Origin of the sequence: Pseudarthrobacter sp. SL88 (assembly GCF_026672455.1) — a bacterium.
Lineage (GTDB): Bacteria > Actinomycetota > Actinomycetes > Actinomycetales > Micrococcaceae > Arthrobacter.
On record NZ_JAPPRD010000001.1, the window covers coordinates 976,998 to 1,000,268 of the forward strand.

Consider the following 23,271-nt stretch of genomic DNA (forward strand, 5'->3'; position numbering starts at 1 on the left):
TCTGGTGACTTCCACCCTGCTTTCCTCCCTGACCACCTCCGCCGTCGGTGGTCCCGCCGGCAAATACATCGAGGCGCGGACCGAGGCTGAGATCATTGATGCCGTCCGCAACGCTGATGCTGCCGGGGAACAGGTGCTGATCATCGCCGGCGGCTCCAACCTCCTGATCTCCGACGACGGATACCCCGGGACGGTGGTGAAGATCGCCTCCGAGGGCTTCACGATTAACGCCGAAGACTCCTGCGGCGGTGTGGCGGTGGTGGTCCAGGCCGGGCACAACTGGGACCAGCTGGTGGACTATGCTGTCCGGCACGCGTGGTCCGGGATCGAGGCGCTGTCCGGGATCCCGGGGTCAACGGGCGCGACGCCGGTCCAGAACGTTGGTGCCTATGGCGCCGACGTCTCGCAGACCATTGCCGCGGTCCGGACCTGGGACCGTGAGCGGAACGCCGTGCAGACCTTCACCAACTCCGAGCTGAAGTTCGGCTACCGGGACTCCATCCTGAAGCAGACCACCGTGAACGGATCGCCCCGGTACGTGGTGCTGACGGTCGAATTCCAGCTCCCGCTGGGCCGGATGAGCGCCCCCATCCGGTACGCCGAACTGGCGCGGTCCCTCGGCGTTGAAGCGGGTAAAAGGGCCTACTCGAACGATGTGCGCCGGGAAGTGCTGCGGCTGCGGGCCTCCAAGGGTATGGTCCTGGACCCTGCGGACCGGGACACCTATTCGACGGGTTCGTTCTTTACCAACCCGATCGTTCCCGAGTCGGAAGCGGCGTCGCTGCCGGCGAACGCGCCGCGGTACCCAGCCGGCCAGGACGGAATGGTGAAGCTGTCCGCTGCGTGGCTGATTGACCAGGCAGGCTTCGGCAAGGGCTTCGGTCTCGAACCGGACAGCGTGTCCGGGGGACGGGCTTCGCTGTCCACCAAGCACACGCTGGCCATCACCAACCGCGGCGGCGCAGGCGCCTCCGACGTGGTGGCCGTGGCACGCGAGGTGCGTGCCGGCGTCGAACGCCGGTTTGGTGTCCGGCTGCACCCCGAGCCGCTGCTTATCGGCCTGGAACTGTAACGTCCTCTTCGGCGTCCGCTGAAGTCCCTGCCGGGTCCTGTCGCAGGGATGCCGCCGCACCCATGACGGCCGAGGCCCACCCGGCCAGGACCAGGTAGATGCCCATGAAGATCCATACCAGCTGCCCGGGCGCCAGCGGGCTGACTGTCCCGGCCACGATGCAGGTGGCCAGGCCGGCGGTGGCGACCGCCAGGGACAGGACCCAGAGCACCCGTGCGGTCATCGGGTGGCGGCGCCAGTCCCTGCGGATCCGCACGCCCTGGCAGCCCGTGCGGAGGCCGGGAAAGAGGACCGCGTAACCTCCGCCCAGGCTCAGGGCCAGTAATGGAAGAAGGAACCGGGGTTCAGACTGTCCGCTGCCCAGGAACCTGGTGAGGGAAAGGCCTCCCAGCGCCGTTCCGGCCAGGACGCTGAGGGTCCCGCCGATCATCCACATCCTGGTTTTACGCGCAAGCAAAAGCCACAAACTCCCCAAAGTCATGGTTCCACCCTAACCGGCGTATGCGCCCAGGGGTGCGGCACCTAGGATGAAGCAATGTCACCAACCGCCGTGCGGCTGAGCCGCAGTGTCATGGGCCGGCTCCGCCTGGCGTCCCAGGGGCTCACGGCTGCGGGGCCTGCGCTGGCTGCCGTGCCTGGCAGTGCTGTTCCCGGCTCCGCCGGGGACGTGGTGCGGTGGATGACGGCGATGCAGGGGCAGGACCTGCAGGCTGCGCTGTGGGCCGTGGGTGTACGGCACCCGGGCTGTGGCCTGAGCGATGTCCGCGCCGCCCTTGATGACGGCTCGATCGTGCGCTCCTGGCCCATGCGCGGAACCCTGCACCTGGTGGCCCCCGAGGACCTTGGGTGGATGCTGGACCTCACTGCCGAACGGCTCACCCGGAGCATCGCTGCCAGGCACCGGGAACTGGCCATCAGCTGGGCCGATATCGAGGCAAGCCGGGACGTGGCGCTGGCCCGGATCGCTGCGGGCGGTCCTGTCAGCCGTGCAGACCTGTTCAAGGAGTTCGACGCCGCGGGCCAGGCAACTGCGGGCCAGCGGGGTATCCACATCCTGGGCACGCTGTGCCGGCACGGCTGGCTGGTGCAGGGGCCGCTGGCGGGAAACCAGCAGCTGCTGGTCGCGTTCGACGAATGGATTCCGGTGTCAAGGCGCCTCGAACGGGCCGAAGCGGTGGCGGAGTTCCTGCTGCGCTACATCCGAAGCCACGGGCCGGCCACTATACGGGACTTTGCCTGGTGGACGCAGATCCCGCTGACCGAGGCCAGGGCCGCGCTCGAAGCCATCCGCAGCCAGGTAGTGGAGGTTGAGTTCGGCGGCGCGGGCTATTGGATGTCGCCGGAGACGGCCGCACTGCTGGACAGTGGGGTCCCGGGAGCCAGGTCGGTCCTGCTGCTGCCCGGCTTCGACGAGTTCGTGCTTGGCTACCAGGACCGCAGCCTTGTGCTGGCCCCGGAGCACTTCGACAGCATTGTTCCCGGCGGCAACGGGGTCTTCAAGAAGACTGTGGTTACGGCGGGGCAGGTGGTAGGCACCTGGGCGCGCGAAGGCACCGGCCGTGCTGCCGCCGTCGTACCTGAACTCTTCGACGGGATCCCGCCGCTGGGTCCGGCAGCGCAGGCAGCCCTGGCGAAGGCCGCCCGCCGGTACGAGGCCTTCCTGGCACGCTGACGCCACCGGAACACAGAAGCGGCCCCGCCCCGCATGACCGGTGCAGGGCAGCAACGGTTATGCGGGTCAGGGCCGCTTGTGAAGCAGCTGGGAGGCCTAGAGGTTGCCGGTGGCGATCTTCAGCATGCGGCGCAGCGGCTCGGCGGCGCCCCAGAGGAGCTGGTCGCCCACGGTGAACGCGCTGATGTAGTTGGGGCCCATCTCCATCTTGCGGATGCGTCCCACCGGGATGTCCAGGGTGCCTGAAGCAGCAACGGGCGTCAGGTCGGCCATGGAGGCTTCCTTGGTGTTGGGAACCACCTTGGCCCACTCGTTGTCCTCGGCCAGCAGCTTTTCAATCTCGGTTACGGCGAGGTCTTCGCGGAGCTTCAGCGTCAGCGCCTGCGAGTGGGAGCGCATGGCACCGATGCGGACGCAGAGGCCGTCCATGATCACGTGGTTGTCCTCGGCGGTGCCCAGGATCTTGTTGGTCTCAACCCCGGCCTTCCACTCTTCCTTGGACTGGCCATTGCCCAGGTCCGCGTCGATCCAGGGGATCAGCGAGCCGGCCAACGGGACGCCGAACTGGGTGGCGTCGATGTCACTGCGCTGGTGGGCCAGCACCTTGCGGTCGATCTCAAGGATGGCTGATGCGGGGTCGTCAAGTTCGGTGCTGACCTCGGCGTTGAGCGTGCCGAACTGGCTGAGGAGCTCACGCATGTGGCGGGCGCCGCCGCCGGAGGCAGCCTGGTAGGTCATGGACGTACCCCACTCGACGAGGCCATTCTTGAACAGTCCGCCGAGGCCCATGAGCATGCAGGAGACCGTGCAGTTGCCGCCGATGAAGTCCTTGGTGCCGTTGACCAGGCCCTTGTCGATCACATCGCGGTTGATGGGGTCCAGGACGATGATCGAATCGTCATTCATGCGCAGCGTGGAGGCGGCGTCGATCCAGAGTCCGTCCCAGCCGCGGCCGCGCAGTTCGCCGTGGACCTGCTTGGTGTAGTCCCCGCCCTGGGCGGTGACAATAATGGGCAGCTTCGCCAGGGTGTCGAGGTCGAACGCGTTCTCGAGCTTGCCGGCGCTCCCTCCTGCTGAACCAGCAAGGGTGGGCGCGGCACCGCCCGCGTTGGACGTGGAGAAAAACACCGGGTTGATGTTGGCGAAGTCGCCCTCGTCCTGCATGCGCTGCATGAGGACGGAGCCCACCATGCCGCGCCATCCGACCAGGCCGACGGAAGGGGTAGCTGCTGTAGTCATTCGTACAGTTTAGACTTCGGCACCGTAAGGGCGCAGTCGGTTACGTCACTGCCGGCAGGGTCCTAGCCCTGGTCGGACTCTTCCAGCAGGGCAGTCTTCCGGGCGCGCAGGGCAAAGAACGCGCCAAAGGCAAACGCCTGGGTCACCACCACCAGCACGATGGCACCGGCAATCTTGTTGCCCCCCATGATCATGGTGAGTCCAACGATCGCGGACAGCAGCGCGAGAAGGGGAAGGAGCATGTACCCCAGGACGAACAGGGTTTCGGGTTTCTTCAGCATCGTCCTAGCTTTCGGTCCGTGACCATTTGGTGAACCGGTAGCGCGTGCCGTTGGCGCCGGTCAGCCATCCGTCCGGCGGGAGGGAGGAGCTGGCCTCCCAACTGGTGCCGAGCTCCGGAGCGTACGTATCGCCGTCGGCCTCCACGTCGATGGTGGTGACCACCGCAACGTTGGCAAGCTCTGTCGACTGGCGGAAGATCTCGCCGCCGCCAAGGATCCAGACGGTGTCGCCGCCGTCGACGAACTGGGATTCCAGCAGTGCGTCATCCAGCGAGGGGACCACGACGGCGCCCGCCGCCTCGGGCGTCTCGGCCCAGCTTTTCTGCCGGGTGATGACGATGTTGGTGCGCCCGGGAAGGGGACGGTACTTCGCCGGAAAGGACAGCCAGGTTTTGCGGCCCATGATGACCGGGTGCCCGGTGGTCAGCCGGGTGAAGTGCCTGAGGTCCTCCGGCAGGTGCCAGGGCATGTCCCCGTCCTTGCCGATGACGCCGTTCGGCGTTTGGGCCCAGACCAGGCCAACGCCCGTGATGGAGGCGGCAAGTTCCTCGGTGAAGGACTGGGGATCGGTGGAGTTCTCGGTGCTCATACGGCAATCGGCGCCTTAATGGTGGGGTGGTGCTTGTAACCGACCACCTCGAAGTCTTCCAGCGTGTAGTCGAAGATCGAGGCGGGCTTCCTGTTGATCTTCAGCTGCGGGTACTCGTACGGCTCCCGTTCGAGCTGCTTGAGGACCTGGTCCATGTGGTTCTCGTAGATGTGGACGTCGCCACCGGTCCAGACAAATTCCCCCGGTTCGAGGCCCACCTGCTGCGCCAGCATGTACGTGAGCAAGGCGTAGGAGGCGATGTTGAAAGGGACGCCCAGGAACATGTCCGCCGAGCGCTGGTACAGCTGGCAGGAAAGCTTGCCGTCGGCAACATAGAACTGGAAGAACGCGTGGCACGGCGGCAGCGCCATGTCGTTGAGCTCGGAGACGTTCCAGGCCGAGACAATATGCCGGCGGGAGTCCGGGTTGGCCTTGAGGTTCTCCACGAGTTCGGCGATCTGGTCGATGTGGCCGCCGTCCGGGGTGGGCCAGCTCCGCCACTGAACACCGTAAACCGGGCCAAGGTCGCCGTCCTCGTCAGCCCATTCGTTCCAGATGGTGACGCCCTGGTCCTGCATCCACTTCACGTTGGTTTCGCCGCGCAGGAACCACAACAGCTCCACTGCCACGGACTTGAAGTGGACCCGCTTGGTGGTGATGAGCGGGAAGCCTTCGGCGAGGTCGAAACGGATCTGGCGGCCGAAAACGCTGGTGGTTCCGGTGCCCGTACGGTCGGATTTGTGCGTGCCCTGGGCCAGGACGTCGCGCAGAAGGTCTTCATAAGGCGTGGGGATGCTCACCGTCCCAGTCTACCGGGGCGGAGCCGGCGGGACGGAGACCGCGCGGGTGGCGCGGACCACCAGCCACAGGGTGAAGCCCATCAGGAGGAGCACCGGCGGCCAGATGGTCCAGGGGCTTGCCAGTCCGAGCCAGCCCGTGGTGCACAGCCAACAGAAAAGAACGGCCAAGGCCGGCGCCAGCTTAGCCAGAACGTCCTTTCCCGCCCTGGCCTCAAGAGCCGCCCGGGCCGCGTCCTGCGCTCCTTTGGCGGCCATGGCGGGAAGGAACCGGTACAGCAGCCACAGGAACGCCACCACGCCGGTACCGATCAGCAGCGGCGAAAAGACGGCAAGAACTGACTTGCCGGCGAACCTGTCCGGGATGCCCGCCCCGTTCCAATGGACGGGGACGGGATCCGGCATCCCCGGGTACAGGTAGGCCCCGAGGACCGCAGCGGCCGCCAGGAGCAGTATGGACGGCACAAACCAGGTCCGCTCAGGCGCCGGGCGCGGATCAGTGTCCATCGGTCCGCTCCGTTCCGAGCCTTCCGCGGACCAGGTCCAGCAGCAGCCCGTCGCTGACTCCTGCCTTCCGGCCGGCCTCCACGTAGCGTTCGACGGCGGCGGTCACCTCGGACGGTATGGCACCCGGACTGCCGTGCCCGGCACCGCCCGGAACGGAGGCGATGAAGGTGCCGCCCCGGCGTCGTGATTCAACAACCCCGGCCGCCTCCAATTCCTTGTATGCCCTGGCCACAGTGCCGGCAGCAATGCCTAAATCCGCGGCCAGGCTGCGGACGGTGGGCAGCCTGCTCTCAGGCGGCAATGCGCCTACGGCAACCAGGGAGCTGATCTGTGACCGGATTTGCTCATAGGGCGGGGTGGCGGACCGCAGGTCCACGGTGATTCCGGCGCTCACGGCACCGCTTCGGGTGCGGGCGCCGCCTTGGCGGCAGTTTTGGCGGTGATTCCGCGGACCGGGATCACCGCAATGACCACGCCGGCAGCGGCCAGGATCACTCCTGCTCCCGGTGCTATCTGCCACAGGACTGAAGTGGCGTCGGCGCCCGGCGGGGCAAAGCGCTGCAGCCCTGGTGTTGCGCTCATGAGCAGCGCCCCGGCCTGGGCGGCGAAGAGGGCAGCCAGGGTACGGGCTACCCTGTGCAGCGTGATGGCACGAAGGCCGGCGTCCAGCCCGGGAACCGCTCCGGGGATACTGCGGCGGCGGCGTGCCAAGGCCACGGGCAGGGCGGCGGTTCCGGTGGCAGCAGCGGTGGTCCACGCCGTTTCCGGCCACAACGGCGGTACGCCAGTTGCCGCCTGCCGCACAGCGATGAGGACCAGGACGCCGAGCAGGATGGCCATGGCCGTAACGACCGTGGCGATAAGTGCGGGGGAGACCACCTGGCGGGGCCAGTGCCGGGGCTCGCCGTCCGTGCCGTGGTTGCGGTGCAGGAGGACCTCGCCGCCTGCCAGTACCGCCAGGACAGCGATGGCCGCCAGTGCTACGAACAGCGCCGGCTGGCCGGTGAGGACGCCAGGCATCACCGCGGCTGCCACCAGCGGAAGCAGAGCGGCCAAGCCCATGGCCAGCCCGATCGAAACCACCAGCTTCGTAGCCGGTTGCGGATCAAGGATCCGGCGGGCCCGGCGTTCCGTCAGTCCATGGGAAAGTTTGGGCGGCGCCCACCACCACATGGCCAGAAGGACCACGAGGTTCACCAGGCCTGCCGGGTTGAACCAGTTACCCGCGGCTTCTGCCGAGTCCGGCAGTGAGGCGTGGCTGCCGGCGATGGCAGTGAGCCCGGACGCTATGGTGGCCACGGTACGGAGCAGCCGGTTCATCGCAATGGTCCGCAGCAGGCCGTTGTCCCCGGACGTGAGCGATTCCAGCCGCCGCCGGCGGGCGATCAGTGCCAGCACGGCGAAGGTTCCGGCCGCGAGGACCGCCAGTGCTCCACCCAGAGGGGCAGCGAGGTCAATGCCGGGTACCCGGCCGTCGCCGCCATAGTATGTGCTGCCGCCGGACGGTTCGGGCTGCGGGGCGTAGGGAACGGGATCAAAGCCCGGCAGGCTCGCCGTCCACGCGATCTGCCCGGCTGCCGTGACGAAGACGGCCAGCACGGTCCAGAAGAGTTTCCGGGGGAGGAAGTCGCGTATCCGCCGAACGTCGAGGCTCGCCCGCCGGCGGGGAAGCCGTGGACCGGGATAGCTGAGCTGGCCGATGGCGTGCACCGCAAGGCAACCCAGGACGGGCCACGCCAGGACGGGGAGGAGGTCGACGCCGGACGGCGCCTGGGGCAGGCCGGAGACAGGGATGAGGCCCGCCTTCGCCGCCGGCTGGAGCGAGCTCACCAGCCAGCCGATGACCCCGATCCAGAGGGCGTGCTTGGCCGCGGTTCCGGCTGATCCGGGATTGCCCGGTTGCCAGATGACCCACCGGAGCAGCAGGTAGACACCTGCGGCCAGCAGGAACGGAAACAGGATCACCGTCGGCTGCATTGCATTGAACGCTAAGGCGTCGAGGCCTGGCACATCATCCCCCAAATTCGTGCGGCTATGTATCAAGTATTTGATACATAGCGGCGCAAGGTCAACCGGGCGTGCCAGCCAGTACCGTCAGTCGTCGAAGGGTTTGAACCGCTCCACCGCTACAACGCTGCTTCCCTTGGCGAAGGCTACGTGGCACACCACCAGCTCCCCGGGGGACAAGTACGGGTCCGCGGACGGGAGCAGGCTGGCCAGCCTCGCCGGCATGTGCTTGGCCAGCTGGGCGAGGACGGTGGGCAGGGCCGGACGGTGCGTGCAGACTGCTACGGGCCGCTGCTTGTCGAAAAGCGACTCGATAATGCCGGCCGTCTTTTTGGGGCTGCGCTCATGCCGGTGTTCCGTCAGTGCCTCCGCCATCTTGACCTTCGCACCGCTGGCCTTCGCGTAGGGAGCCACAGTGGCTACGCAGCGCAGCCAGGGGCTGGTGACCACCCGCGGCGGCTTCCAGGCCTGCAGCAACCTGCTGACGGCCTGCGCCTGCCGGATACCCGTGGCGGCCAGCGGCCGCTCACCTTCGGCCTTGGTCCAGGACGAACGGGGTTTTGCTTTCGCGTGGCGGACAACCAACAGCGGCCAGGTGTCCAGCCCGCCGCGGGCATGTGCCTCCCGCAGGTGCTGCAGCGGCACGGTATCCGAAGGATTGGAGAGCAGCGCTGCCGCCTTGTCCGGGCTGCACCACATGACGGAGTCCACCTCCTTACCATCCGGCACGAGGCGTGCGCCGTTGACCTTCACGGCCCAGTAGTAGACCACCTTCAATCCCGAGGCCACATGGTAGTGGATGGGCGGCAGGGGAATGCCCAGCGGGGCATCAAGCCCAATCTCCTCGCGCACCTCCCGGACCGCGCACTCCGGTACCGTCTCGCCGTCGTCGATCTTGCCTTTTGGCCAGGACCAGTCGTCATAGCGTGGGCGGTGGATCAGGAGGACTTCAAGGCCTTCCCGGGTGGCCCGCCAGGGGATTGCTCCGGCAGCGGTGACCGCTACTGGTTCCCCGGGATGGTCTGTCTGGTCTTCTATGAGTGCATCGCTCGACAAAGCCGGGGCCCTATCGCCGGCTCAGGCTGCGCTGCCGGGGGCGCGAGGCGAGCAGCCAGGACTGGACGTCCTCAAGCGGCTTGCCGTCCTCCCCGAGGTGGTGGCGGTTCCAGTGGCCGTCGTTGTCCAGGTGCCAGCTGGAGGTTTCCGGTGCCAGGTAGCGCTGCAGCAGGTCGAGGACGTAGGCGATGTCATCGGCGCTGGCAAGCTGCACCAGGGCCTCCACCCGGCGGTCGAGGTTGCGGTGCATCATGTCGGCCGAGCCGATATAGACCACAGGGTCCCCGCCGTTGGCGAAGGCAAACACGCGGGAGTGCTCCAGGAACCGGCCCAGGATGGACCGGACGGTGATGTTCTCACTCAGGCCTGGAACGCCGGGGCGCAGCGAGCAGATGCCGCGAACCACCACGTCCACCTTCACACCGGCCTGGGACGCGCGGTAAAGGGAATCGATGATGGCCTCGTCGACCATGGAGTTGACCTTGATCTGCACCCGGCCCGGCTTGCCGGCCCGGGCGTTGCGGATCTCGGTTTCGATCCTGTCGATCAGCCCGGAGCGTACGGAACGGGGCGCCACCAGCAGCCGCTTGAAGGTGGACTTGGGAGCATATCCGGACAGTTGGTTGAACAGCTTGGACAGGTCCTGGCCCACCTGCTCGTTGGACGTCAGGAGGCCGAGGTCCTCGTAGTACCGCGCGGTGCGGGGGTGGTAGTTGCCGGTGCCGATGTGGCAGTAACGGCGCAGGCCATCCACTTCCTGGCGGACCACCAGGGACAGCTTGCAGTGCGTTTTCAGGCCCACGATGCCGTACACCACGTGGACGCCGGCCTGTTCCAGCTTGCGGGCCCAGGAGATGTTGGCCTGTTCATCGAACCGGGCCTTGATTTCCACCAGGGCCAGGACCTGTTTGCCGGCCTCCGCGGCGTCGATGAGCGCATCGACGATGGGGGAGTCACCCGACGTGCGGTACAGGGTCTGTTTGATGGCCTGGACCTTGGGATCCGCTGCGGCCTGCTCGAGGAAGGCCTGCACGGAGGTGGAGAAGGAATCGTAAGGGTGGTGGAGGAGGATGTCGCGGCGGCGCATGGCCGCGAACACGTTGGCCGCCTTGGATGTTTCGGATTCGTTCAGGTACCGGGAGGTGTGCGGAACGTGCTTGGGGTAGTGCAGGTCGGCGCGGTCGATGCCGCCAATGACGGCGAGGCCGCGGAGGTCCAGCGGAGCGGGTACCGAGTAGACCTCGGACTCCTCCACGCCGAGTTCGCGGATCAGCAGCGCCCGGATGTTGGGGTTGATGTCGTTCGTGACTTCCAGCCGGACCGGCGGGCCGAACCGGCGTCGCAGCAGTTCCTTCTCGAGTGCCTGGAGGAGGTTCTCGGCGTCGTCCTCCTCAACCTCCACGTCCTCGTTGCGGGTGACACGGAAGGTGTGGTGCTCCAGGACTTCCATGCCGGGGAAGAGCTTGTCCAAGTGGACGGCGATGACGTCTTCGAGGGCGATGAACCGTGCCACCCGTCCGGCCACGGCGCCTGCACGCGGGCCGTCGATGGAGATCAGGCGCGGAAGCTGGTCAGGCACCTTGACGCGGGCGAACAGTTCCTTGTCGCTCACCGGGTTCCTGACCACCACGGCCAGGTTGAGGGACAGTCCGGAGATGTAGGGGAAGGGGTGCGCCGGGTCCACCGCGAGGGGCGTGAGGATGGGGAACACCTTTTCGGCGAACATGACGCTCAGCTGCTGCTGGGCGGCGTCGTCGAGTTCGTCCCAGTGCATGAGGTGGATGTGCTCGTACGCCAGGGCCGGCCGGATCTGTTCGGCGTACACCTGGGCGTGCCGCTGCTGCAGCCGGTGGGCTTCGGCGCTGATCTGTTCCAGCACTTCCACCGGGCTGAGGCCGGCCGGGGAGGGGACAGCCAGTCCGGTGGCGATACGGCGTTTCAGGCCTGCCACCCGGACCATGAAGAATTCATCGAGGTTGGAGGCGAAGATGGAGAGGAAATTGACCCGTTCCAGCAGGTGCAGGGTGGGGTCCTCAGCCAGTTCCAGCACCCGGGAGTTGAAGCTAAGCCAGCTCAGCTCGCGGTCCAGGAAACGGTCCGGGCTGATGTCCCCCTCCGGCTCGAGGTTCGGTGCGAACTCAGGGATGTCGATGCGGTCCTGCGTGGCTCGGGAGGCCGGAACCTCGGAGGAGCCGAAGCGGGCACGGACCGGAGTTGCAGCATCCTGGGACGTGGCTGTTCCGGACGGTTCCGGGTTCATGGGATCTCCTTTTACCTGGCGCTTGATGCTGGCGCTTCCGGCCTGCGCGGTTCTGTTTCAACCTTACAAGCATTCACCGCGGTGGAGCCCCTGATTTCCGCACCCCCGCCGGGTGGATCAGCTGATTGGACTAACCTTCCTTCACCGGCCCGTACATGACGTCCATGTCCCAACGGGTGAAGCCCAGCCGGCGGTACAGCGAGACGGCGGGTGTGTTGTCCGCGTCGGTGTACAGCATGACGGCGTGCAGGCCGAGGTCCTGCAGGTACTTGATGCCGGCGAGCGTCAGGGCCTTGCCCAGTCCGGAGCCTTGCGCTTCGGGCGCCACGCCCACTACGTAGACTTCGCCGATGGCGGGGTGTGAGCCGTGGCGGGGATGGACCTTTGTCCAGTGGAAGCCCACAACGCGGCCGGCGGTGTCCACCGCGAGGAGGAACCCGGCGGGGTCGAACCAGTCTTCCTCCATCCGTGCCGCCAGGTCCGCCCGGGTGAGGCTGCCCTGTTCCGGGTGGTGCGAGAAGGCCGCCCGGTTGACGGCAAGCCACGCGTCCTCGTCCTGGCCCGGTCTGAAGGGACGCAGCGACACGCCATCCGGAAGCACTGCCTCGGGAAGGTCCGCCTCCGCCGTCGTCATCCGCATCTTCCACAACTCCCGCACCGGAGCGTAGCCGTACCGTGCGGCGAGGTCGGCGGCGGCCTCGTGGTTGCCGTGTGACCAGGCCTTCAGCCCGTCGAACCCCCGCCGCTCCTGCAATGCCCGCACCAGGCGGTCGGCCACGCCCTGGTTCCGGTACGAAGGGTGCACCGCAATTTCCAGCACGCCGCTGTGGTCCGGTTCCTCCACCACGACGGCGAACCCTGCCAGGTCCTGGCCGGTTGCCGGATCCGAGTCCTCGTCCGGGGCGTACAGCGCCAGGGTCAGCAGCGAGTGGTCTGCAGAATCGCCGGAGCGCATGGTCACCAGTGTCTGCTCGGAGATCGAGGGGTTGCCGTCTGACTCTTCGGCCGCAACCAGGAGGTCGCGGCAGTCCTTCAGGAGTTGCCGGTCAACCCCGCCTTGGACAACATGGACGGGCCATTTCTCGGGGTGCGCTGGAGTCATGAAGCTAGGCTACGGGATCGGGGCCGGCGGCTCAGGCCTCGGTCAGTTCGTCTTCCTGCTGGCGCACCAGGGTGAGCCGGTAGCCGACGTTCCGCACGGTGCTGATGAGGTTCTCGTGGTCGGCGCCGAGCTTGGCGCGCAGCCGCCGGACGTGGACGTCAACGGTGCGGGTGCCGCCGTAGTAGTCGTAGCCCCATACCTCGGTCAGCAGCTGCTGCCGGGTGAAGACGCGGCCAGGGTGCTGGGCCAGGTACTTGAGGAGCTCGAATTCCTTGAACGTCAGGTTCAGGGGAGCGCCATTGACCCTGGCGGTGTAGCTGGCTTCGTCGATGACGACGCCGGCGGCGCGGATTTCGCTGGGGGCGTCGTCCTGCTCCGGGACGGCACGGGCCACCGAGAGCCTGATGCGCGCTTCAACCTCAGCGGGGCCTGCGGAGTCCAGGACGATGTCATCCACGGCCCAGGCCGATGAAACAGCGGCCATGCCGCCTTCAGTCAGGATCAGGACCAGCGGTGCGCTGAGGCCGGTGGCCTTCAGGAGCTGGGTGAGGGAACGGGCGCCCACGAGGTCTTTGCGTGCGTCCAGCAGGACGATGTCGCAAGGGTCCGTTTCGAGGAGGGCGGTTGGCTCTGCGGGGAGGATGTGCACGCGGTGGTTCAGCAGTTCCAGGGCAGGCAGGATGTCTACCGACGAGCCGGTGCTGTTCGATAAGAGCAGGATGTGCGACATTGTTCCTCCATGGGCTGTCCGCGCATCATCGGGCGACTGAGCTGATGCTTGAGTATACCCGGCAGGTCCTCCCGAACCAGAGATTCCAGCCCCCCAACGGTCCGTTTTGCGACATATCCCGTTCATATAGGGCAGGATTGAACGGGGCGGACATGCCCTTCGAAGGGGCGTTTCACGCCTAGTGCCAATGCCAGGACGGGATGACAGCGCAGTGAGTGCAGTAACGATTCACAGGCCGGTTTCCATATGACGGCTGACCTGCAGGCGCCTGCCCGCTCTCTTGGTTCCTGGGCCATCGGTGTAGTCGGCATCGCCGGCCTGGCCGCCATCATCGCCGGGGTTTACGTGTCCCGTGAAGCCCTGGCCGCCGTTGCCGTAGTAGTTGCCTTCGCGGTGGGGATCGGCTGGCCGCACTTCCTCCGGATTCCGGCCAAGAAGACCCTCGCAGCCGTCATTGCACTGCCCGGCGCCGGGTCTGCCCTGGCCGCCTTGTGGGCGCCTGCTCCGGGCTACCTGGACTGGACCCCCGGTTTCGTGGCGATGGGCATGATGGCAGTCTTCGTAGTGCAGCTCATCCGCGGTACGGGACAGGCGCAGCGGCTGGAGTCCACTCTGGGCTGCTGCGTGGGCGTCCTGCTTTCCTGCCTGGGTGCGGGATGGGTTGCCGGCGCCCGGTTTAATGGCGTCCGCGAGATGCTGCTGGTGGCCGCCATCAGCGCGGCAGTGGCCCTGCTTGCCGGGCTAATCCGCTGGCCCGATAACGTCATTGCCCCGCTGTGCATCGTCCTTGCCGGTCTGGCGGGCCCGCTTGCCGGGCTGGTGCTCTCAGACATCGCCGTCTTGCCGGCTGCCATCTTCGGTGTGGTGGTGGGAGCAGTCCTTGCCAGCTTCCGGCGCTTGGTCACCCTGCGCGGTGCGCCGCTGAACCTTGCGGCGGCCCTTGGCATGGGCCTTGCGCCGGTCTCGGCCGTCGGCTCGCTCGCCTACTTCATAGACAAACTACTCATCTTCTGACGGGTTAGGATGGCATCATGTCCGTACTTGCATTTGAAATTTTCTTCCTTGTCCTGCTCGGCATCGCGAGCCTGTCCATGGCCTGGTTCGCCGGCTTTGTGGTCTACCGCCTCTTCAAGGGCCAGAAGTAGACCAGCCTTCCGATCCCGCAGTTTCTCGAGGTAAACGCCGTGCCCATTGAGATTCCCACAGATCTGACTCCGGAACTTGTTCCCCTTTCCTGGCTCATTGGTGAGTGGGAGGGCCGTGGCCGCCTCGGCACCGGGGATGAGGATTCCGAGCACTTCCTGCAGCACGTCTCCTTCACCCATAACGGCCTGCCGTACCTGCAGTACCGGGCGGAGAGCTGGCTGACGGACGACGACGGCACGCGCCTGCGGCCCCTCACGGTTGAGACCGGCTTCTGGGCGCTGGAGCGCAAACAGCTTGACGCTGACGGTGGCCCCGGCCTGGTACCCGCGGACATCGTGCCTGCGCTCAAGAGCGCCGACGAAGTGGAAGCCCTGCGCAACAGCGAGGGCGGATTCGACATTTCGGTGTCCATCTCCCACCCCGGCGGCATCTCGGAGCTGTACTACGGCCAGATCAAGGGCCCGCAGATCCACCTCACCACCGACATGGTGATGCGCGGCAGCCACTCCAAGGACTACAGCGCCGCCACCCGGATCTTCGGACTGGTGGACGGCAACCTGTTGTGGCGGTGGGACGTCGCAACAGGAGGGGAAGCGGGCAAGGGCCTCGAAGCCCACGCCTCGGCGTTCCTGGCAAGGGTTTCATAACCAGAAGGTCCACCAGCAGGGAGCGGCGCCGTGGCAAATGAAGGTACCTCCGGAAACTACAGCGATCTCAAGGCTGTCTTCTTCAACGGCACGCTCAAGAGGTCGCCGCAGACCTCCAATACTGACGGCCTGATCAACATCAGCCGGCGGATCATGGAGAAGCAGGGCGTCAGTACCAGGGTGATCCGCACGGTGGACCACGACATCGCCAGCGGGGTCTACCCGGACATGACCCAGTACGGCTGGGCCACCGACGAATGGCCGGAACTCTACCCCGCCGTCCAGGATGCCGACATCGTGGTGGTGGCCGGCCCCATCTGGCTGGGAGACAACTCATCGCAGACCAAGAAGCTGATTGAACGCCTCTATGCCCATTCCGGTGAGCTCAACAGCAAGGGCCAGTGGGCGTTTTATCCCAAAGTGGGCGGTTGCCTGATCACGGGCAACGAGGACGGCATCAAGCACTGCGCCATGAATGTCCTCTACAGCCTGCAGCACATCGGCTTCAGCATTCCACCGCAAGCCGACGCCGGGTGGATCGGGCCCGTTGGACCCGGCCCCAGCTACCTCGACGAAGGCTCAGGCGGACCGGAAAGCGACTTCACCAACCGGAACACCACCTTCATGACGTGGAACCTCCTGCACCTGGCCCGGACCCTCAAGGACGCCGGCGGCTACCCCGCGTACGGCAACCTGCCCAAGGAATGGACCGCCGGGACCCGGTTCGACTTCGAAAACCCCGAATACCGGTAAGCACCCAACCGCTCCGCAATCCCTCAGGCCCGGCCAAGGTTCAGACGCTCCGGGCCAGGGTTCCAAGTTCCGGCGACAAAGCGGAATACAGACTGACTGAAGGACGTTCTCCCCAATATGACTACTCCCAGCCCCCTTTTGTCGCGCCCCGGAGCTGTCGAGGCAGCCGGAGCGGATGCCGGCGTCGCAGCCCACTACGGTGAGCCCCTCCGGGAGCAGCGTGCCCTGGCGGCCGGAACCGCCGTCGTCGACCTCTCCTCCCGCGGGGTTGTCACCGTCACCGGGCCGGACCGGCTGAGCTGGCTGAACACGCTGTCATCCCAACAGGTGACGGCCCTTCAGCCGGGCGAGTCCAGCGAACTGCTTCTGCTGAGCGTCCAGGGGCGGATCGAATTCGATGCGCGCATCGTTGACGACGGCGGCACCGCCTGGCTGATCGTCGAAGGCGCCGAGGCCGCTCCGCTGGCTGAGTACCTCAACAGGATGAAGTTCATGCTGCGGGTGGACATCGCCGACGCCTCGGCCGGCTGGGCAGTGGTGGGCAGTACCGCCGCAGTTCCTGAGTGGGCCACGCTGGTGGCCTGGCAGGACCCGTGGCCGCATGTCTCTGCTGGCGGGTACTCCTACGCCACCGTTGCCGAAGAGAACCATCCCGGGCTGGAACGGCCGTGGTTCGAATACCTCGTCCCCCGCCGCCGAACTGGAACGGATGGTGGCGGACCGGCCGCTCGCAGGCGTCATGGCATCCGAAGCGCTGCGCATCGCTGCCTGGCGTCCCCGGATCGGCGCCGAAACCGACGACAGGACGATTCCGCACGAACTGGACCTGCTCCGTACCGCAGTCCACCTGGCCAAAGGCTGCTACAAGGGCCAGGAAACCATCGCCCGCGTCCACAACCTGGGGCACCCGCCGCGGCGCCTCGTGTTCCTCCAGCTGGACGGTTCGCAGCACACCCTCCCGGCCGCCGGCAGTGTGGTCCTTGCCGGCGAGCGCAAAGTAGGGGCCGTCACATCTGTGGCGCAGCACTACGAAATGGGGCCGGTGGCGCTGGCGGTCATAAAGCGGTCCGTCGCTCCGGATGAAATACTGACGGTCCTGGACGGGGACGAGCCGTACACCGCCGGACAGGAACTCATCGTTGCCCCCGACGCCGGCCAGGTGGTGGGGCGCCAGACCGGATTCCTCAGGGGGCCACGCGCATGACAGAACACGGAAACGCCACGCCGGCGCAGGACGCCGCGGCAGGAGCAGGGCCGGACGACGACGCGGTCGCCCTGGCCCACAGCCTCTTCCAGGCAGCCCGGGACGGGAACACCGAACTGCTCCGCGCATACCTCGGCGCCGGGGCTCCGGCCACCCTTACCAATGCCGCCGGAGATTCCCTCCTGATGCTGGCCGCCTACCACGGCCATGCCGACACGGTGCGCCTGGTGCTCGAACACGGCGCCGAGGCAAACACCGCCAATGACCGCGGCCAGACGCCGCTGGCCGGTGCGGCATTCAAGGGATACACGGATGTGGCCCGGGTCCTGCTGGATGCCGGCGCAGATCCCGACGCCGGAGCACCGTCGGCACGCGCGGCCGCGCAAATGTTTGCCCGCCAGGAGATCCTCGACCTCCTGGGCTGAGCCCCCGGGTCCGCCCGGCAACCACCATATGACTCTGAAGGATGACCGGATGGAAAACGTAGAAAAGCCCTGGGCGGCGCTGTGGTCGCTGGTGATCGGGTTCTTCATGATCCTGATTGACAGCACCATCGTGTCCGTGGCCAACCCGCGGATCATGGAGGGCCTGGGCGCCGATATTAACTCCGTGATCTGGGTGACCAGTGCCTATCTGCTGGCCTACGCGGTACCCCTGCTGATCACCGGCAGGCTGGGCGACCGGTTCGGGCCCAAGAAGCTGTACCTGCTTGGCCTGGTGGTCTTTACCCTGGCCTCGCTGTGGTGCGGCCTGGCGCAGGATGTGGAGACCCTCATCGCCGCCCGGGTGCTGCAGGGCCTCGGTGCTGCAGTGATGACACCGCAGACCATGGCCGTCATCACCCGCATCTTCCCGCCGGACCGCAGGGGTGCCGCCATGGCCATTTGGGGCGCCACCGCGGGCATGGCCACGCTGGTGGGCCCAATCCTGGGCGGTGTCCTGGTGGACAGCCTCGGCTGGGAGTGGATCTTCTTCATCAACGTTCCCATCGGCGTCGTCGGGTTCATCCTCGCGGTGCGCAACGTGCCCGCACTCAGCACCCACCCGCACCGGTTCGACATTCCCGGTGTGCTGCTCAGCGCCGTCGGGCTCTTCCTGCTGGTCTTCGGCATCCAGGAAGGCGAGACGTACAACTGGGGAACCATCGCCGGACCCATCAGCGTCTGGTCCCTGATCATCGCCGGGATCATAATCCTCGCCGGATTCGTCGCCTGGCAGCGTTTCAACAAGGGCGAGCCGCTGCTGCCGCTGGGACTGTTCCGTGACCGGAACTTTTCGCTGGCCAACCTTGGAATCACCATGGTGGGGTTCACGGTAACGTCCTTCGGGCTGCCGCTGATCTTCTACTACCAGATGGTCCGCGGCCTGACACCCACCCAGTCAGCGTTGCTGATGGTGCCCATGGCGCTGATCTCGGGTGGCATGGCTCCCGTGGTGGGAAAGATCGTGGACCGGGTCAACCCCAAATACCTGGCAGCCGCGGGCCTGACACTCATGGCGGTGGCCCTGGTGTGGAACGGATTGCTGATGCAGCCGGACACCCCCATCCTGCTGTTCCTGCTTCCCAGCGCTGTTCTCGGCTTCGCCAACGCCGGCATCTGGGCGCCCCTGAGCACCACCGCCACCAGGAACCTGCCGCCGCGGCAAGCGGGCGCCGGCTCCGGCGTCTACAACACCACCCGCCAGTTCGGAGCGGTCCTGGGCAGCGCTGCCATCGCGGTCCTGATTCAGTCGCGGCTGGCGGCTGAGCTCCCGGCCGGCCCCGGCGGCCAGGCCGGCGGGGCGGGCGAGGGCATGGCCATGGGCGGTTCCCTGCCGGACTTCCTGCATGCAGGATTCTCGACGGCGATGGCGCAGTCCATCCTGTTGCCCGCCGCCGTGGTGCTGGCCGGGGCAGTTGTGGTGCTGTTCTTCGCCAAACCCAAGCCGGTTCAGGGGTGGGGTGCCGCTGAAGGATCGGCTCCCTCAGCCAAGGTGGACGCTGGTCTGGATTCCGCCGGCTGACAAGCCGAGGCTGCGGGCCAGCGCCAGCGATCCCGTGTTGCTGACGTCCGCCCGCCATTGCAGCGTCAGCCCGGCGGCCAAGGCTTCGTGGGACGCGATGGAGGCGGCCAGTGTCCCCAGGCCCCGGCGCCGCCACTCCGGATCCACCAGGACCCCCAGGTGGGCCAGCAGTCCTTCCCACTCTGTGTAGGCGCCGCAGGCCCGGGGAACCCGCCTGCCGTCGAGCTCATGGACGATGGTGAAGCGGTTCTCAAGGTCGGAGAGCCCAACCTCGTTGACGTCGTCCGGCGGGCAGCGGCCCTCCAGTTCGATCGCTTCGGCGTTACCGTGTGACACCGTCATCTCTTCGGAGGGCTGCTGCAGCGGCAGGTCGTCGGCGAAGAACAGCGCCGCCGCGCCCAGGCCGTGCCCGCCACGGGCCCGGGTCAGCGTCAGCAGGGTGACGTGCTGGGCCATGTCCGTATCGGGGATGTCCGCGGCCGCGTCAATGACGTCCTGCGGCCCTACCAGCACGGAACTGCCGAACAACCTGACGAACTCCACCGTGCCGGCTGATTCATCGGCCCGGACGATGCGTTCGCCGGAGGCAAGCGCAGTGCTAAAAGCGTCGTCGTCGAGGCCCAGGCGGCGGGCCCAGGCCAGCTGGATGATGGCGGCAGAGCCGGGATCGAGTGTCATGGTCCCAGCCTAGGGCGCCGGCGGCTGTCCCGGCCGGACATCATGCCCGGCCGGGCAATGTGCTGTACTTAGCCGAACAGGACAGCGGCTTCGTCGTACCTGTTCTGCGGCACGGTCTTGAGCTGGCCCAAGGCTTCCTCGAAGGCGACATGCTGGATGTCGGTGCCCTTGAGCGCCACCATGGTGCCCCAGAAGCCCTCCACCACGGAGTCGATGGCGGCCATGCCCAGGCGGGTGGCGAGGACGCGGTCGAAGGCCGAGGGGACGCCGCCACGCTGGATGTGGCCCAGGATGGTGGCGCGGGTTTCAATGCCGGTGCGTGCTTCCAGTTCGGGCGCGAGCTGGTCGGCGATGCCGCCCAGGCGGGGACGGCCGAACGTGTCCAGGCCGCGCTCGGAGTGCGGGGATTCCATGTGCTCGGGCACGAACCCTTCAGCGACGACCACCAGCGGCGCGCGGCCACGGGCGTGGGCTTCGTTCACCCATTCGGTGATCTGCTCGATGCTGACCTTCTGCTCCGGGATGAGGATGGCGTGGGCGCCGGCCGCCATGCCGGCGTGCAGGGCAATCCAGCCCACGTGCCGGCCCATGACCTCGGCGATCATGCAGCGGTGGTGGGATTCGCCGGTGGTCCGGAGCCGGTCGATGGCCTCGGTGGCGATCTGCACCGCGGTGTCGAAACCGAAGGTGTAGTCGGTGGCGTCGAGGTCGTTGTCCACGGTCTTGGGGACGCCGACGATCTTCAGGCCGGCGTCGGTCAGGCGCTTGGCCGCGGCAAGGGTTCCCTCACCGCCGATGGCGATGATCGCGTCGATGCCGAGCCGGTCCATGTGGGCTTTGATGACCTCGGGGCCGCCGCCGTTTTCGAACGGGTTGGTGCGGGATGTGCCCAGGATGGTGCCGCCCTGCTTGGCGATGCCGCGAACCATGGTGCGGGGGATGTCGATGATGTCGCCCTCCACCACGCCGCGCCAGCCGTCGAGGAATCCGACGAACTCGTGGCCGTGGATGGCGATACCCTTCAGCACGGCGCCGCGGATAACCGCGTTCAGTCCGGGGCAGTCGCCACCGCTGGTGAGGATTCCAATTTTCATGTTTCGGCTCAAATCCTGGAAGAGGGTCTACTGGCAGAGCGCCACGCTGAGCTCACCTAGAAGTGTAGTGGGAGGTGTGGGGTACGACACAAACCCGTTACACGCGGTACGCCGCCCGCACGCGCGCCGGCCGGGCACGGCAAAGGCCCCCGCCGTAGTGAACGGCGGAGGCCCTCGGATGTCACCTGCAGGTCAGCTGAGGGACCGGCGCTCCAGGAATGCCTGCAGCGGAATCACGTTCCGCTGGTCCGGAAGGATCCCCCACGCCAGGAGGTAGAAGACCACTGCGGGCCCGGGGAGGAGGCAGAACACGAGGAACGCGATGCGGACGAAGGCCACGTCCACGTTCGTTTTTGCGGCGATGCCGCCCAGGACGCCACCCACCCAGCGCTGCGGGCCGCGTTGCAGGCCGAAGCCCCTGACGATGCTGAAAAACTTGTCCATGGTTCAAGACTTCCCTGTTGTCGGTTGGTTGTCACGTTTCCGGGCGGAGAGCAGGCCGCCCACCACCAGTGCGGCGCCCGCTCCGATCATGAGCCCGATCAGCACGTACGTGGCGTTGAGGGTCACGATGCCCAGCTGGGCAACGATGATCAGGGCGGCGAGGGCCAGGACGATCAGTCCCCACACCCCCGTCCCCACCCTTGTGGTGGAGGGGCCGGCAGGGTCTGTGCCCGCCGTCGTCGTGCTGTCCGGGTAGTAGCTGCCGCGGCCCGTGGGATCCGGTGCCTGGTTACTGGTGCTCATCTCAATTGCCTTCCTGGATGGTGACGTTACTGAAGGTGCCGTCGATCTGGACCACCAGATGGCTGCCGGGCCGGTCGGAGTTATAGGTGCTTTCCCGGGTGGTGGTTCCGCCGCGCTGGCCCGAGGCCTCGTTGAGGTTGCCCATGGTCATGTCCGCCTTGATGTCCACGGGGACGTCCTCCGGGATCACTACGGTCACGTTGCTCGCGGTGATGTCCAGGGGAATCACGACGTCGGAGCGCAGCGGAGCGCCGCCGGCAAGGTTTGTCAGGTCCACGGTTCCGCGTCCGGCGGTGATGTCGAAGCCGCGGGTGGCTTCCGTGATGCTGGCCGGTGCCCAGTCCACCTGCTGGAACCGCATCCTGTCGCCGTTGCCCACCACGTTGTACACGCCGCCCGCTATCAGCGCCACCACGGCGAAGAAGCTCAGGATGCCAGCGGTCCTGCCGCGCAGGCCGGCGATGAGGATGCCGAGGCCGAGGACGGCTGCGGCGCTGGCCCAGACGATGGCGTTGGCGGAATCGCCCAGGTCGATGACGTTGGTGACATCGAGTGCCTTGAGTCCGCCGCCCACCAGCAGCGCCGACCCGGCGGCGACGGCCACTGCGGGAGCGCCGGGCCCGGCCGGGCGTGGTTTCGGGGTGCGCTGCGGTGCGGGGGAACCGCCGTAGGGGCCACCGCCCGGGAATCCGCCGCCGGAGCCTGAGCCACTGCCGGAGCCACCGCCGGAGTAGGAGCCGCTCCCGGAATAGCTGCCGTCGCCGTAGGAGGGCATGGAGGGGGAAGCGGGGCCCGCTCCATATGAGGTGCCCGTGGAGGAGAACGGTGCGGTCCCGGGATGTCCGGCTGTGTAGGCGGTTCCTGGGGTGCCGGCTGCGCCCGGCGTCCCGTAGGCGCCAGGCGTGCCGTAGCCGCCAGCGTGCGGAGCGGCCATCGCCGGCCGGCCTGCCTTGTTGCGCTGCGAGAGGTAGTAGATGAGGTAAATGGCGCCGCCCACCCAGAAGACCGTCCAGAGGAAGCCGCCGAAGCCGTTGTGCGACCAGCCCCAGAAGCCGCCGCCCAGTCCGGTCAGTCCCAGGATCGTGGCGATCAGGGATCCTGTCATCCCGGTGGTCCACCGGCCAGCTGCGGCCTCCTGGACGTGGATCCGTCCGTCGGGCTCCGGGAGCAGCGCCCACGCGAGGCCGTACACCAGCACGCCGATGCCGGCGAACAGGGTCAGGACGATGAAGACGCCGCGGATGATCAACGGGTCCACGCCCAGCTTCTGCGCAATGCCGCTGGACACGCCGCCGATCCACCGGTCCCGGCCACGCTGGATGCCATGACCGCGGATCCAGGAGAAGAAATCGGCGTCGCCCGGGGCAGTGGGTGCGGTGCCGGGACGGCCTGTGTATGCCTGTCCGGTTTCGGGGAGATCAGCTCCGGGGGCTCCAGCGCGGGGCAGGTCAGCGCCGCACTGGTCCGCAGTTGGCCGGCTGGATTCGGAGGCCCGAGGGCCCTCGGACGGGTCCGGCGTGGTCGGCGCGGACGGCAGGGGTTCGGTGGGCCGCGGTGCGCCGGGCAGAGGCTCGGTGGGCTGGCCGTCGTCGGGGAGGGGGGTCTGCGAGTTCATACCTCAATCCTTCCGCCCAGCCCCGTCTGCGCTCTACTGGGGAATACCCTGAGCGGTCCCTGAGTTGCCCC

24 protein-coding genes and 1 pseudogene are annotated in these 23,271 nt (G+C 67.1%); 8 read left to right on the plus strand and 17 right to left on the minus strand.

Translation table 11 applies throughout. From position 1 onward, the window contains the following. The first annotated feature begins 4 nt into the window (after positions 1 to 4). Positions 5 to 1,072: a UDP-N-acetylmuramate dehydrogenase gene (locus tag OVA06_RS04465; protein WP_268156602.1), complete on the plus strand. Its 1,068-nt coding sequence runs from the start codon at positions 5 to 7 to the stop codon at positions 1,070 to 1,072. Here the strand turns inward: OVA06_RS04465 and OVA06_RS04470 are convergent. Beyond that, complete coding sequence (locus tag OVA06_RS04470) at positions 1,053 to 1,502, minus strand: hypothetical protein (protein ID WP_268156604.1); 450 nt, start codon at positions 1,500 to 1,502, stop codon at positions 1,053 to 1,055. The genes OVA06_RS04465 and OVA06_RS04470 overlap by 20 nt on opposite strands. A gap of 105 nt (positions 1,503 to 1,607) precedes the next feature. Here OVA06_RS04470 and OVA06_RS04475 point away from each other — a divergent pair, with 105 nt between their 5' ends. Then, a complete protein-coding gene (locus tag OVA06_RS04475) occupies positions 1,608 to 2,744 on the plus strand; it encodes a winged helix DNA-binding domain-containing protein (RefSeq protein WP_268156606.1) in 1,137 nt (378 codons plus the stop codon). 96 nt (positions 2,745 to 2,840) lie between these two features. Here OVA06_RS04475 and asd read toward each other — a convergent pair whose 3' ends face one another. The 11 genes from asd to OVA06_RS04530 form a co-directional block, all read right to left on the minus strand. Then, positions 2,841 to 3,983: an aspartate-semialdehyde dehydrogenase gene (gene asd, locus OVA06_RS04480; protein WP_268156608.1), complete on the minus strand. Its 1,143-nt coding sequence runs from the start codon at positions 3,981 to 3,983 to the stop codon at positions 2,841 to 2,843. Between the two features lie 62 nt (positions 3,984 to 4,045). Further along, positions 4,046 to 4,264, minus strand: a complete 219-nt coding sequence (locus tag OVA06_RS04485; RefSeq protein ID WP_268156609.1) for an NF038396 family protein — start codon at positions 4,262 to 4,264, stop codon at positions 4,046 to 4,048. Between the two features lie 4 nt (positions 4,265 to 4,268). Beyond that, positions 4,269 to 4,853, minus strand: a complete 585-nt coding sequence (locus OVA06_RS04490; RefSeq protein ID WP_268156611.1) for a dihydrofolate reductase — start codon at positions 4,851 to 4,853, stop codon at positions 4,269 to 4,271. Beyond that, the gene (locus OVA06_RS04495) at positions 4,850 to 5,653 is read right to left on the minus strand and encodes a thymidylate synthase (RefSeq protein ID WP_015937891.1); all 804 of its coding nucleotides are present in this window, start codon (positions 5,651 to 5,653) and stop codon (positions 4,850 to 4,852) included. The genes OVA06_RS04490 and OVA06_RS04495 overlap by 4 nt, the downstream gene beginning before the upstream one ends. 9 nt (positions 5,654 to 5,662) lie before the next feature. Next, complete coding sequence (locus OVA06_RS04500) at positions 5,663 to 6,157, minus strand: DUF1648 domain-containing protein (RefSeq protein WP_268156613.1); 495 nt, start codon at positions 6,155 to 6,157, stop codon at positions 5,663 to 5,665. Further along, positions 6,147 to 6,551: a GntR family transcriptional regulator gene (locus tag OVA06_RS04505; RefSeq protein ID WP_268156615.1), complete on the minus strand. Its 405-nt coding sequence runs from the start codon at positions 6,549 to 6,551 to the stop codon at positions 6,147 to 6,149. Before OVA06_RS04505 ends, OVA06_RS04500 begins: the two co-directional genes overlap by 11 nt. Then, a complete protein-coding gene (locus OVA06_RS04510; RefSeq protein ID WP_268156617.1) occupies positions 6,548 to 8,134 on the minus strand; it encodes a hypothetical protein in 1,587 nt (528 codons plus the stop codon). The genes OVA06_RS04505 and OVA06_RS04510 overlap by 4 nt, the downstream gene beginning before the upstream one ends. Before the next feature lie 117 nt (positions 8,135 to 8,251). Further along, on the minus strand, positions 8,252 to 9,220 hold the full coding sequence (locus tag OVA06_RS04515; protein ID WP_268156619.1) for an NUDIX hydrolase: 969 nt from the start codon (positions 9,218 to 9,220) through the stop codon (positions 8,252 to 8,254). A gap of 10 nt (positions 9,221 to 9,230) precedes the next feature. Then, positions 9,231 to 11,480 (minus strand): RNA degradosome polyphosphate kinase, encoded by a 2,250-nt coding sequence (locus OVA06_RS04520; RefSeq protein ID WP_268156621.1) that lies wholly within the window; start codon positions 11,478 to 11,480, stop codon positions 9,231 to 9,233. Between the two features lie 130 nt (positions 11,481 to 11,610). Further along, positions 11,611 to 12,582 (minus strand): mycothiol synthase, encoded by a 972-nt coding sequence (mshD, locus tag OVA06_RS04525; RefSeq protein WP_268156623.1) that lies wholly within the window; start codon positions 12,580 to 12,582, stop codon positions 11,611 to 11,613. A gap of 31 nt (positions 12,583 to 12,613) precedes the next feature. Then, positions 12,614 to 13,312: a winged helix-turn-helix transcriptional regulator gene (locus OVA06_RS04530; protein WP_056075452.1), complete on the minus strand. Its 699-nt coding sequence runs from the start codon at positions 13,310 to 13,312 to the stop codon at positions 12,614 to 12,616. A gap of 246 nt (positions 13,313 to 13,558) precedes the next feature. Between OVA06_RS04530 and OVA06_RS04535 the strand changes: the two genes are divergently transcribed. The 6 genes and pseudogenes from OVA06_RS04535 (at position 13,559) to OVA06_RS04560 (ending at position 19,066) form a co-directional block, all read left to right on the plus strand. Continuing rightward, entirely contained in the window at positions 13,559 to 14,326 is a 768-nt protein-coding gene (locus OVA06_RS04535; protein ID WP_056075448.1) for a hypothetical protein, read from the plus strand. A gap of 170 nt (positions 14,327 to 14,496) precedes the next feature. Then, complete coding sequence (locus OVA06_RS04540) at positions 14,497 to 15,105, plus strand: FABP family protein (RefSeq protein ID WP_268156627.1); 609 nt, start codon at positions 14,497 to 14,499, stop codon at positions 15,103 to 15,105. A 30-nt stretch (positions 15,106 to 15,135) separates the two neighbouring features. Then, positions 15,136 to 15,858 (plus strand): flavodoxin family protein, encoded by a 723-nt coding sequence (locus OVA06_RS04545; RefSeq protein ID WP_268156629.1) that lies wholly within the window; start codon positions 15,136 to 15,138, stop codon positions 15,856 to 15,858. Positions 15,859 to 15,975: 117 nt separating this feature from the next. Further along, positions 15,976 to 17,062: pseudogene (gene ygfZ / locus OVA06_RS04550) on the plus strand (CAF17-like 4Fe-4S cluster assembly/insertion protein YgfZ). Next, entirely contained in the window at positions 17,059 to 17,487 is a 429-nt protein-coding gene (locus tag OVA06_RS04555; protein WP_268156631.1) for an ankyrin repeat domain-containing protein, read from the plus strand. Before ygfZ ends, OVA06_RS04555 begins: the two are co-directional and overlap by 4 nt. A 49-nt stretch (positions 17,488 to 17,536) precedes the next feature. Beyond that, on the plus strand, positions 17,537 to 19,066 hold the full coding sequence (locus OVA06_RS04560; protein WP_261619239.1) for a DHA2 family efflux MFS transporter permease subunit: 1,530 nt from the start codon (positions 17,537 to 17,539) through the stop codon (positions 19,064 to 19,066). Here the strand turns inward: OVA06_RS04560 and OVA06_RS04565 are convergent. The 5 genes from OVA06_RS04565 to OVA06_RS04585 all read right to left on the minus strand — a co-directional run bounded on the left by OVA06_RS04565 (position 19,028) and on the right by OVA06_RS04585 (position 23,200). Continuing rightward, the gene (locus OVA06_RS04565) at positions 19,028 to 19,744 is read right to left on the minus strand and encodes a GNAT family N-acetyltransferase (RefSeq protein ID WP_261619238.1); all 717 of its coding nucleotides are present in this window, start codon (positions 19,742 to 19,744) and stop codon (positions 19,028 to 19,030) included. The genes OVA06_RS04560 and OVA06_RS04565 overlap by 39 nt on opposite strands. Positions 19,745 to 19,812: 68 nt before the next feature. Next, positions 19,813 to 20,838 (minus strand): ATP-dependent 6-phosphofructokinase, encoded by a 1,026-nt coding sequence (locus tag OVA06_RS04570; protein ID WP_015937876.1) that lies wholly within the window; start codon positions 20,836 to 20,838, stop codon positions 19,813 to 19,815. A gap of 192 nt (positions 20,839 to 21,030) precedes the next feature. After that, complete coding sequence (locus OVA06_RS04575; RefSeq protein WP_091722012.1) at positions 21,031 to 21,282, minus strand: PspC domain-containing protein; 252 nt, start codon at positions 21,280 to 21,282, stop codon at positions 21,031 to 21,033. Positions 21,283 to 21,285: 3 nt separating this feature from the next. Then, entirely contained in the window at positions 21,286 to 21,585 is a 300-nt protein-coding gene (locus OVA06_RS04580; RefSeq protein WP_268156637.1) for a hypothetical protein, read from the minus strand. A 1-nt stretch (position 21,586) separates the two neighbouring features. Further along, positions 21,587 to 23,200 (minus strand): PspC domain-containing protein, encoded by a 1,614-nt coding sequence (locus OVA06_RS04585; RefSeq protein ID WP_268156639.1) that lies wholly within the window; start codon positions 23,198 to 23,200, stop codon positions 21,587 to 21,589. Positions 23,201 to 23,271: the final 71 nt, after the last annotated feature.